The organism is Tenacibaculum litoreum (assembly GCF_964513915.1).
Taxonomy (GTDB): Bacteria; Bacteroidota; Bacteroidia; order Flavobacteriales; family Flavobacteriaceae; genus Polaribacter; species Polaribacter litoreum.
Window position 1 is genome coordinate 628,158 of record NZ_CAZEQS010000003.1, and the last position, 11,676, is coordinate 639,833.

Here is an 11,676-nt window from a genome sequence, read left to right on the forward strand (position 1 = left end):
TTATATCCCACAGCACCTAACAAACATTTTTCTACACACGCGCCTATTTTTATCTTTTTACTTGTTTGAAGTTACTCCCCTTAGGTGTATGGTATCACTTCCCTTAGGCTTCGTGTGTCGACCCGATTAGGCTTGGGGTGTCGTCCCGATTAGGCTTGGGGTGTCGTCCCGATTAGGCTTGGGGTCTCGACCCGATTAGGCTTGGGGTGTCGTCCCGATTAGGCTTGGGGTGTCGTCCCGATTAGGCTTGGGGTGTCGTCCCGATTAGGCTTGGGGTGTCGTCCCGATTAGGCTTGGGGTGTCGTCCCGATTAGGCTTGGGGTGTCGTCCCGATTAGGCTTGGGGTGTCGTCCCGATTAGGCTTGGGGTGTCGTCCCGATTAGGCTTGGGGTGTCGTCCCGATTAGGCTTGGGGTTCGCCCGATTAGGCTTGGGGTGTCGTCCCGATTAGGCTTGGGGTGTCGTCCCGATTAGGCTTGGGGTGTCGTCCCGATTAGGCTTGGGGTGTCGTCCCGATTAGGCTTGGGGTGTCGTCCCGATTAGGCTTGGGGTGTCGTCCCGATTAGGCTTGGGGTGTCGTCCCGATTAGGCTTGGGGTGTCGTCCCGATTAGGCTTGGGGTGTCGTCCCGATTAGGCTTGGGGTGTCGTCCCGATTAGGCTTGGGGTGTCGTCCCGATTAGGCTTGGGGTGTCGTCCCGATTAGGCTTGGGGTGTCGTCCCGATTAGGCTTGGGGTGTCGTCCCGATTAGGCTTGGGGTGTCGTCCCGATTAGGCTTGGGGTGTCGTCCCGATAAAAAAGTTACACTTTTTTATCTTACTTTTTTTATATTTGAGAGTGTTAATAAAATTATTATGACCTCTAATTATTCTACTATTTTAAGACTGTGTTAGTGATTTTATTACGGATATGAATAAGCTACCAAAAATTAAAGAATGACGACAGAAATAGAAACACAATTAAAGAAATTAATTCTTGATGATGACTTCACAAGCATTCAGGGCTTAGTTAATGAAGAAATTAATTTAATGTCGATTCTAAGAGTTGCTCATAAAGAACTACAACACTCAAATTTACTTGCTTGGCTATTTGACCCAAATGAAACTCATAGACTTGGTGACTTTTTTATAAAAGAGTTTATTAAACTTTATTACAAGGAAAATGAATATCAAGATTTAGGAAATACAGAAGCCAAATTATCTGTATTCGATTTTGTAAACCTAGACTTTAGTGACCTTGAAATTAAACGAGAGCATAAAAATATCGATATATTAATTCTTTCTAAATCTAATGGACTTTGCATAATGATTGAAAACAAAGTTTATGCAAAAGAAGGTAAAGGACAACTAACAAAATATAGGAATTATGTTGAAAATGAGTATACAGATTTCAAACATAAAATTTACATTTACTTATCACTATTTGAACAAGACATTTCAGAAGTTGAAACTGATTTTTATGTGCAACTGACTTACCAGCATATAAAAAAATTAATAGTTCAAATCTTGGATAATCAAAGTATTTCAATTGCTAATAACACAAGATTTGTTCTTGAACAATATCTGCAAACATTGAAAGCACTAATGAACGAGAACGAAAAAATAGAGAAAACAGCAAAAGAATTATACAAACGATACAAATCTGCATTTGATTTAGTTTTTAAATATGCTGAACCAAGCCAATCAACTATTGTTCCTCATAATTTAGTTGAGTTAATAGAAAAGGAGTCGACAATAAGACCATTTAGTACTTCTAAAACATATGTTCGATTTCAACCTGAGTTTCTATACCAAAACATTGAGAAACTAAAAGAAAAAGGGTTCATAACCAAAGAAGATGATTTGACAAATAATTGGTTATTCCTTTTCGAGTTCCATATTACAAGGAACTATATTTATTTTGACTTAAAAATTGGAGAATATTTGAATTCTGATTGCCGTCAAAAAGTTTACGAACTTTTTAGTAAAAACAATAAAGTTTTTAATAAAGTCATTAAAGCGAATGGACTATTAAGACCCTCTTGGCATCAAGCATTTCAGAAAAAGATTATCACAAGTTCAGAATACAATAAATTCTTGGAATCGGAAGATGAAAACCTTAATGATAAAATCGAGAAGAAATTTAGAGAATTAATTGATAATGATTTACCGAAAATTCAACAAATATTAGAAACTGAATTAAATAAATAACTGACTACAATACTGTATATAGCAAATAGGGAGTTTAGTGGTTTACGAAATTTACTACTATTTACAAACATCGCCAAATTGTTTATTTGGCTCAATGCATACTTGAAAACCCTTCGCTCTCTAATACCTCACATAAAATATACTGACTGTACTTATAAAATCCATAAGCAATAAGAAGATATAAAATGAGAATAACAAACATATTACTAATCGCATTCTTCTCTTTAAGTTTATTAAGTTGTAATTCAAAAAAGCAATTAGAAAACAAGTGGGATAAACTTACTAAAGCTGATAGTGAACAGGTTGAAATTAAAAGGATAGAAGAATTAAGTGATTTTATTTCTAAAATAAATGGACATTTTAAAATGAATGGAATTACTCAAAGTAAAGACACTTTAAACCTATTAACACAAACAAAGGATTCTGTAAAAATAGACCATATAAATCTTATAATTTACTGGAAAGAAAACAGTTTCCATGCAAAAAACTGGAAGCCTATAAACCAAAACAATATTTACTTATTTTTTAGAGAGTAAATAATAGTAAGGCTATGTGCCGCTTTAATGACACATAGCCTATGTTATTACAAAAGTATCTTATATACTCTTTACTATACTAAAACTTAAAGAGAAAGCGTCTTTTCGTTTAATTTCTGAGCTACAAAAGGCTTCGCAAAAACAGCATTTAAACTAGCAATAACTTCTGTATGACTACCATTAGCCAACGGAACTCTTACAGTAGAACCTTTAAATGCTACTAAACTTTGTCCTGCCTCAGCAGACTGTTTAAAAGGTGTTTGCATAGCTGAACCATTCATAGTTCCGAAAGGCCCATAAGAAGCTCCGCTTTTACCTGTTAAAGTTATTTGTAACACACATTTCCAACCATACCATACACCAGTGTAACCAGAAACAGCCACAATTGGATCGTTTAACGGAATATCTATCGTTTTAGCTACTCCACTATCTCCACCATGCTGTAGCAAAGTAAACACACCCGTATTATTACCCTGAGTACCCGTATTATAAGGTCCAGTTCCAGTATTTACGGTCTGAATGGCATCAAGTACATCACCCGAACGAATCGTCATTTGAGTTATGTTTGGGTTACCCGCCGCTCCAACTATCTGGGTATCATCAAATGTATTACTTGGTAATGGATTGGCTAACTGATTAAGAATCATAAATTGGGCTTGCTCAAACTGGAAGTTTCCAGAGTTAAAACGCCACATAAAAACATCTTGATAATCATAAGTAGCACCTTTATTGATAAATCCTTCAGAAACTCGATTCCAAACTTGTTGAGCACTAGAGTTTGGTGCTGCATTTCCTGGTTCAAATTGCGCTCCATAACCAATTTTCTCTGGAGATATCCCTGCATTTATAAAGCTAGATAATGGTGTACCATCATAAAACTGAGGTGATACAAAATCAAATGCGTTATTTACAGTTGGATAATCAATCGAATTTGTTGGCCATGCAGGAGTGAACGACAAGTAATATTTTACTGGCTGCTTATCAAACACTGAGCGAATCGTAGAAAACAACGTTTTAAATTGAGATTGAGTCATACGTGTAGACACATTACCTTCCCAGTCAACATCCAGTCCGTTCATTCCAGTCTCTTTTAAATAATCTACCAAATTATTAGCAAAATTAGTTGCCTCTTCTTGTTCGTTTCCGCCAGGTGAAAAAATAGACGCCAGTGTGTTATCTCCCGAATATACCATCGTTGCTAAAAACTTAATATTCGGATTCACTTGGCGAGCATCCTTCAATACAGAATTCAAATAATCTTGATTTGTAAGCCCACCTGTGTGCGATGAATCACCAATTTTAATGGTAGAACCTTTAGTAGCTGAAACTACCTCAAAAAAAGCAATTCCAAGAGATGTTACACTGTCATATACTTTATATTTAATAAGTGATTGAAAACAGCTATCAGGACTATTGTAATTCGTCTTTGGTGGTTCATCTTCATTTAAAAAGATCCAAGCGTTAATGCCGTAGGGAAATTGAGAATTTTTCATAATATACTGTATTTAATGTTTACTAAGTTGTTCTCGACAGCAGATTAAAAACCTAATTAAATACCTTATATATCTAACAAACCTTTAGGCTTTACCTGAGTACGAATGCAGCTTTTTAAAGTCCCCTACTGCTCTTATTATTTCATATTATTTGCTGTTATAAAGTTGAGAAATTAATAAACATGGCTTAAAAAAAAGGTAGTAAACGACTGATAATCAATCACGAATACACGTATTACATGTATAAAAGAAAAGGCTATACAACTAACTGTTATACAATACCTTAAAAAGAATACGGTATACTGTGCTAACAAACATTTTTCTACACACGCATCTATTTTTATCTTTTTACTTGTTTTAAGTTACTCCCATTAGGCTTGGAAGTCTTCCTGATAAAAGTTGTATTCTTTCTTGTGTTTATTTTTTTATATTTGAGAGAGTGAAATTGCTATGACTTCTGTTTATTTTATTATTTGAGGAGGAGTTTATTAGTGATTTTATAATGTATATAAATAAGTTGGGTATAATGTCCTAAAACCGCAGAAAATAAATGGAAAATCTGAATGGAAGTTGGTTAAAGATTAAGACAGGAGACGACTATTGTCGACCAGAACTTATTGAATTTAATAACAACCAAGTCATTCATTTTGAACTTGAATTAAAAAGCGGAAATGAATTATCAAAAGTCCAAACTGAATGGAATGAGAAACTCTCTGAATCTAAATATGAATTCATAAACGAAAATCGAATAAGAATATTTAGAATGGGTAAAATTCATACTGTGTTGAGCGAAACTGAATCCATAACAGGGGACACTGAATTTTGGACTGATTACGAAAGAATCGAACCGACAAAAACGGAACTTGAATCTAAAAAAATTGAAACACTCAAGTTCAAAGCAAAGTGGAAAAATGAAAAAATACCTTTAAAATTCAACGAAATTTTGGACAGTCCAGTTATCCAAGAAATGAACAAAAGAATGAAAAGAAGCGGGCGTAAATTAATTTTGGAGAATTTACAAGGAACATATTTTGCATCAATTTTTAACAACGATAAACGAGAAAAACTAATCGGAATAAAGGAAATAGATGAGAATAAAGCTATTTTATTCGGATTTCCTGAAAAACCATATGAAATCAAAGCTGAATAAAAAACACTATGCACAACAATGTATAATTGCAGTTCCGAATGGATTCTACTACATCCCAACCCTTAGTAATTGCAAACTTCTATGACTAAACTGAAAATTAACATATATAAACCCGTAACTTACGGTCATACTAGAACATTGCCTATAACTTTGAAAAATGAAAGCTGAAAACATACTTTTGATTTTAGGATTGATATTTTCAGTCTTTTTACTCACATTCCGAATTGAAAACGGAATTGAATTTCTAAATGTTCAATTAAAATTTTCCATAATTGATGTCGCGTTGAACACTTCAATGGAAACCTATCTAAATTCAGCAATTCTCGGGTATTTGTGTTATCTAATTTTCATTTTTGTTGTATGGAACAAAACAAATAAAAACGGAAAGACATTGCTTATGGTTTACTCTATTTTAACTTTAATAGGAATTGGAATTGAGCTTAACCTTTTTTACGAGGGGTTTAACGGAACTTATAGCGGAAAGCATTTCCGAATTGGAATCCCTTTAGCTATAATTGGTTTCTATATTGTAAATCGAATGAATAAAACTAAATTGAAAAACGCATAACTGCACCCAACAACAGCTATAAACCAACCACTTGTTCACTCCTACCTCAAAAAAACTATCAGCAACCCAACTACTCCTAAAAATAAACATAGTGGAGAAAAATACTTGGTATCGTTTATGGCAAACTCTGTCGCTTTAACTTTCTTAAAAAAGCCTACATACTTAAAATCTCCTATCGCTCTAATGAGAAAAATACTGGCTACAACATAAAGTCCATACTCTTTTAGCCATGTAGGCATTGAACTTAACGTAAAGAACTGTATTTTTTCTGCATATATAACAGCAAAACCGCTGATAACCATAGCCACTACAAACGTTAGTAATTTAGGTGGATTCATTGCTTTTTCATTGGCTGTTTTGGTTGGTATTACAGCATTTACCCATAAAGTTCCTCCAAAAGCCCAATAAACGTGAATTAACGAGATAAAAAAGAGAATTAAAACACAAATCACTCCTAAAAAATGTACCATAAATTGTAGTTTTTACCGTAAGTTTGTCTAACAAATTTAAGTATTTAACATGACAACTTTATTCATAAACATCAAAGAATTAATCCAAATTAGAGAAACAAGTACCCAAAAAGTATCAGGAGCTTCGATGAACATTTTACCTACTATAAAAAATGCTTTTTTATTGGTTGAAAACGGTATTATTACCGACTACGGTAGCATGAAAAAAGTCCCTGCTTCTGCTGATAAAACTGTGGATTGTACTGGTAAAATGATGTTACCTACTTGGTGCGATTCGCATACACATATTGTATATGCTGGCAATCGTGAACAAGAGTTTGTGGATAGAATTAACGGATTGAGTTATGAAGAAATTGCCAATCGTGGTGGTGGTATTGTAAATTCGGCTAAGAAGTTACAAGAAACTCCAGAAGAAGAGCTATACCAACAATCGGCAAAACGATTAGAGGAAGTGATAGCTTTAGGTACTGGAGCAGTTGAAATAAAATCAGGATATGGTTTAACCGTAGACGCTGAGTTAAAAATGTTACGTGTTATTAAAAAGCTACGCGAGAATTATAACATTCCTATCAAAGCTACTTTTTTAGGAGCACATGCCTTCCCTACCGAATATAAAAACAACAAAGAAGGATACATCAATTTAATTATTGAGGAAATGTTACCTAAAGTAGCCGAAGAAAATCTAGCGGATTTCGTAGATGCTTTCTGTGAAACGGGATATTTCTCGGTAGAAGATACTGACAGAATTTTAACTGCTGCGCAACAATACGGATTAACGCCAAAAGTACACGTAAATCAGTTTACAACTATTGGTGGGGTTCAAGTAAGTATAAAACACAATGCCTTGTCGGTAGATCACTTAGAGGTAATGAATACAGAAGACATTGAAGCCTTGAAAGGAACACAAACCATGCCTGTTGCCTTACCTTCTTGTTCATATTTTTTAAGTATTCCGTACACCCCTGCTCGTGATATTATGAATGCAGGATTACCGCTAGCCTTAGCTACAGATTACAATCCAGGGTCTACTCCATCAGGAAACATGAACTTTGTAGTAGCAACGGCTTGTATTAAAATGAAAATGACCCCAGAAGAAGCGATTAATGCAGCAACCATTAACGGAGCCTATGCAATGAATTTATCTGATGAGGTTGGAAGTATTACCAAAGGAAAAAAAGCGAATTTAATCCTAACGAAAGAAATTCCTTCATATGGTTTTTTACCGTATTCATTCGGAAGTAACTTAATTGATTCAGTATTCATCAACGGAAAAGAGGTTTAATATGCTAACAATATTCAACGAAAAAGACATACAAGAATTTGTAGCTCCTCGTGAAGGAGAAACAAAATTAGGAGAGTGCGTTGCTGTAATCGACTCCAAAAAAGAATTACAATCAGCACTTGAAAACTCAACTGCTACTTTTGTTATTCTAGGAGTTCCAGAAGATATTGGTGTTCGTATGAATGGAGGAAATGGTGGTGCACACACTGCTTTTATTCCCGCTTTAAAATCGTTTTTAAATACCCAACAAAACCAATTTATTGATGGAAACGATATCCTAGTGTTAGGCTATTTAGATTGTTTGGATGATGTATATAGTTTTGATGCTTCTGATAGAGAAAAAGGTGATTTATTAGTAAAAGCAATAGACAAAGAGCTTTCTAAGCTTATCAAAACAATTGTTGAAAGTGATAAAATTCCTATTATCATCGGTGGTGGACACAACAATGCTTACGGAAATATTAAAGGACTTTCTGAAGGGAAAAATCAACCTGTAAATGTAATTAACCTAGATGCGCATACTGATTTACGTCGTTTAGAAGAACGTCATAGTGGTAACGGATTTTCGTACGCCTTACAAGAAGGTTTTATTCAAAATTACTTTATGTTCGGGTTGCATGAGAACTATACACCTCAGTATATTTTTGAAATGATTCACGATAGTTTAAACTTAGAGTACAATACTTTTGAAGAATTAGAAGTGTATCAGTCTACTTCTTTTGAAGGTGAATTACAACGTGCTGAAAGTTTTATAGAAAACACTCCTTTCGGAATTGAAATCGATTTGGATTGTGTGCAACACTTTCCAAGTAGTGCTATGACACCTAGCGGATTTACCCCACAACAAGCACGTAGATTTACACATTACTTTGGAAAACTACAAAATGCTTCTTATTTACATATTTGTGAGGGGGCTCCAGCAGTTGTTAAAGATGAAATAGCTAACGGACAAGTAGGAAAGTATATCAGTTATTTAATTTCTGATTTTATAAAGGCTAAAAGCAATTAATAATTACTTACTAAGAAGATAAGCACGTCATTGCGAACAGAGTGAAGCAATCTGTAAATCGACAAACAGATTGCTTATTGTCATTTCGAACCGAGTGAAACGAAGGGTGAGAAATCTTAAGTAAATGAGTAACTTAACTTAATGAGATTCCTCCTCGTACCTCGTTCGAAATGACAACTCCTTAAATACTAGTTATTCTATCCACAAACTTCCTTCTGAATAAGTCTTGGCTTTACCACTAATTATGACCCTATCCTTTTTATTTTGGCACTTTAATACTCCTACTCTTTCAGAAACTTGTATTGCATCAAGATTATCTTTATCCAATCGAGAGCTCCAAAATGGCACCAATGAACAATGAGAAGAACCAGTAACAGGGTCTTCTAAAATAGAGGATTGTGGAGTGAAATATCTTGATACAAAATCACAGTTATCTCCTATAGCAGTAACTACTACCCCTCCTGGATCTAGATTTATTTGATCAAAAGTTTGTCTGTCTACTTTCACATTCTTTATTTCCTCTTCTGAATCATAAACTAATACATAATCTCTCGACTTTAAAACCTCTTTAGGCGCTATATTTAAAGACCTCTGAATAATTTCAGGTAACTCAGAAGCAACAGGCATTCGAGAGGGCAAATCCATCGAATAAAAGTCCTTTTCAATCGTAATAGTTAAATCACCACTCAACGTTTCGAATACTATTTTGTTATGAGGATAGTTTAAAATTGAGTGTAAACAGTGAGCTGTGGCAAGTGTTGCATGCCCGCATAAATCCATTTCAATTTCTGGAGTAAACCATCTTAAATGAATTTTCTCTCCTTTATCAACAAAAAAAGCTGTTTCTGCCACCGCATTTTCTTTTGCTATTTTTAAAAGAACATCATCTGGCAACCAATCTTGCAATGGTACAACACAGGCTGGATTTCCTCCAAATACTTTATCTGTAAAGGCATCTATTTGATATAATGGTAATTTCATTTCTATATAAAAGTTTTATCTAGTTTATCAGAATAATACTCAATCGCTTTTTTATATTCTTGAACTCCTTTATCTGAACTTGTACTAGCAATAACATTCAATAATAAATTCATTGCTTCCTTATGCTCATTCACATTATATAAAGCCATAGCTTTAAAAACTTTATACTCATTATTTGATGGATATTCTTTAATTGCTTTATCCAAAAGAGCTATTGACTTTTCATATTCTCCTATACATCTGTAAGTACTTCCAAGCCCTAGATAACAACCAACTAAATCTTCTCCTACCAACCCTAATTCAAGTGCTTTTTCATATTTTGGTCTAGCTTCGGTTTCTCGTTCCATATTATCACAAAGCCAAGCGTAATGATAGTAAATCTGGGCTTCATTAGGGAAATCTTTAATTAACTCTTTTAATATTATTTCAGCTTCAGAATACTTTTTATCGCTTCTTAATGCTATTGCTTTAGCTAATTTTTCTTCCATGTTTTCTTTATTTAACATGTAAATATATTACTTTCAACTTTGCTGTATCAACTAGTTATGTTAATTAGTGTTAACGGTAATGATTCATTATTTCTTGCTCTATTAGATAGATGAGATTCCTCTCTTCCGTTCAGGATGACAAGAAGTCATTACGAGGAGGATACGACGAAGTAATCTGTTTGTCGATTTACAGATTGCTTCACTCTGTTCGCAATGACGTGAACAAGTTATTTTGCTTTTATATTACTTACGTCATTCCGAACGCTACTGAAATCAAGATATATTTTGATTGAAAGTATGTTGCAAAGCAACTGAGGAGGAATCTTATTAAATTAAGTTACTCATTTGTTTAAGATTTCTCCTTCCGTTTCACTCGGTTCAAAATGACGGTTAGTGATCAACCTCCTCAAAGAATTAAACCTTTGGCTATCGCCCTGCGATTAAAAAACTTCTTCTGCTATTTGTTGAATATTGGTTGATCTTCCCATTGAGTAATAATGTAAAATAGGCACTCCTTTTTGTTGTAACTCCTTACTTTGAGCAATACACCACTCTACTCCTACTTGTCGTACCTCTGCATTACTCTTGCAGTTTACAACCTCTTTTACCAAAGTATCTGGTAAATCAACTTTAAAACGGTGCGGAATTAAATTCAATTGCTTTTTGGTTGAAATAGGTTTTAATCCTGGAATAATAGGAACCGTAATTCCCTCTTCTCTACATTTTTCTACAAACTCAAAATACTTTTGATTGTCGAAAAACATTTGAGTTACCACATAGTTTGCACCGTTTTTAATTTTCTTCTTTAAAAAATGAATATCAGAATCTAAACTTGGCGCTTCCATGTGCTTTTCAGGATATCCAGCTACTCCAATACAGAAATCGGTTTTTGACGAGTTCTGTAAATCATCATCTAAATACCTTCCTTTATTTAAGTTCTCTATTTGGGTGACTAGTTCGCTTGCGTATGCATGTCCATCATTTTCAGGCTTAAAATAAGTTTCGCTTTTTACTGCATCACCACGTAATGCAACAACGTTATCAATTCCTAAAAAATCGAGGTCAATTAAGAAGTTTTCAGTGTCTTCTTTCGTAAACCCTCCACATAAAATATGCGGAATAGCATCTACTTGGTATTTATTTTGAATCGCCGCACAAATACCTACAGTACCTGGGCGTTTTTTTACAACCTGTTTTTTTAATAGTCCATCTCCTAACTCTTTATACACATATTCCTCACGATGGTAGGTTACGTCTATAAACGGAGGATTGAACTCCATTAACGGATCAATATTTTTGAATATTGATTCTATTGTATCTCCCTTTAAAGGCGGAAGTATTTCAAACGAAAACAACGATGTTCCGTTAGCTTTTTCTAAATGTTCTATTACCTTCATAAGTCTATCTTATAAAGGCGTATTTAACTATACCAATGAAGCTGCAATTAACGATATTGCTGCCATTACCAGTAGCTGTATTGCAAATCGAATCTCTAAATTATACTTTTTCATT

At 34.3% G+C, this 11,676-nt stretch carries 11 protein-coding genes; 6 read left to right on the plus strand and 5 right to left on the minus strand.

All coding sequences use genetic code 11. The features are described 5' to 3' along the window. Nucleotides 1-933 precede the first annotated feature (933 nt). Together ACKTTR_RS09005 and ACKTTR_RS09010 are read left to right on the plus strand one after the other, a co-directional pair. Complete coding sequence (locus ACKTTR_RS09005) at nt 934-2,187, plus strand: PDDEXK-like family protein (RefSeq protein ID WP_408027526.1); 1,254 nt, start codon at nt 934-936, stop codon at nt 2,185-2,187. A 185-nt stretch (nt 2,188-2,372) separates the two neighbouring features. Then, a complete protein-coding gene (locus tag ACKTTR_RS09010; RefSeq protein WP_408027527.1) occupies nt 2,373-2,723 on the plus strand; it encodes a hypothetical protein in 351 nt (116 codons plus the stop codon). 86 nt (nt 2,724-2,809) lie between these two features. Here ACKTTR_RS09010 and ACKTTR_RS09015 read toward each other — a convergent pair whose 3' ends face one another. Next, complete coding sequence (locus tag ACKTTR_RS09015; RefSeq protein ID WP_408027528.1) at nt 2,810-4,216, minus strand: glycosyl hydrolase family 18 protein; 1,407 nt, start codon at nt 4,214-4,216, stop codon at nt 2,810-2,812. A gap of 550 nt (nt 4,217-4,766) precedes the next feature. On the opposite strand from ACKTTR_RS09015, the gene ACKTTR_RS09020 reads away from it, so the two are divergent. Then, complete coding sequence (locus ACKTTR_RS09020; RefSeq protein ID WP_408027529.1) at nt 4,767-5,366, plus strand: hypothetical protein; 600 nt, start codon at nt 4,767-4,769, stop codon at nt 5,364-5,366. 157 nt (nt 5,367-5,523) lie between these two features. Continuing rightward, complete coding sequence (locus ACKTTR_RS09025; protein ID WP_408027530.1) at nt 5,524-5,934, plus strand: hypothetical protein; 411 nt, start codon at nt 5,524-5,526, stop codon at nt 5,932-5,934. 41 nt (nt 5,935-5,975) lie between these two features. Here the strand turns inward: ACKTTR_RS09025 and ACKTTR_RS09030 are convergent, their stop codons facing one another. After that, on the minus strand, nt 5,976-6,404 hold the full coding sequence (locus tag ACKTTR_RS09030; protein WP_408027531.1) for a DUF3995 domain-containing protein: 429 nt from the start codon (nt 6,402-6,404) through the stop codon (nt 5,976-5,978). Nucleotides 6,405-6,453: 49 nt separating this feature from the next. Between ACKTTR_RS09030 and hutI the strand changes: the two genes are divergently transcribed. After that, nucleotides 6,454-7,686: an imidazolonepropionase gene (gene hutI / locus ACKTTR_RS09035; RefSeq protein ID WP_408027532.1), complete on the plus strand. Its 1,233-nt coding sequence runs from the start codon at nt 6,454-6,456 to the stop codon at nt 7,684-7,686. A gap of 1 nt (nt 7,687) precedes the next feature. Next, nucleotides 7,688-8,695, plus strand: coding sequence for a formimidoylglutamase (locus ACKTTR_RS09040; RefSeq protein ID WP_408027533.1), 1,008 nt, complete (start codon nt 7,688-7,690; stop codon nt 8,693-8,695). Nucleotides 8,696-8,887: 192 nt separating this feature from the next. On the opposite strand, the gene ACKTTR_RS09045 is transcribed toward ACKTTR_RS09040, so the two are convergent. The 3 genes from ACKTTR_RS09045 to metF all read right to left on the minus strand — a co-directional run bounded on the left by ACKTTR_RS09045 (nt 8,888) and on the right by metF (nt 11,561). After that, nucleotides 8,888-9,676 carry a PhzF family phenazine biosynthesis protein gene (locus ACKTTR_RS09045; protein WP_408027534.1) on the minus strand — a complete coding sequence of 263 codons (789 nt, stop codon included), beginning with the start codon at nt 9,674-9,676 and terminating at the stop codon, nt 8,888-8,890. Nucleotides 9,677-9,678: 2 nt separating this feature from the next. After that, nucleotides 9,679-10,164, minus strand: a complete 486-nt coding sequence (locus ACKTTR_RS09050; protein WP_408027535.1) for a tetratricopeptide repeat protein — start codon at nt 10,162-10,164, stop codon at nt 9,679-9,681. A 440-nt stretch (nt 10,165-10,604) separates the two neighbouring features. Then, complete coding sequence (metF, locus tag ACKTTR_RS09055) at nt 10,605-11,561, minus strand: methylenetetrahydrofolate reductase [NAD(P)H] (RefSeq protein ID WP_408027536.1); 957 nt, start codon at nt 11,559-11,561, stop codon at nt 10,605-10,607. Between the last annotated feature and the right edge of the window lie 115 nt (nt 11,562-11,676).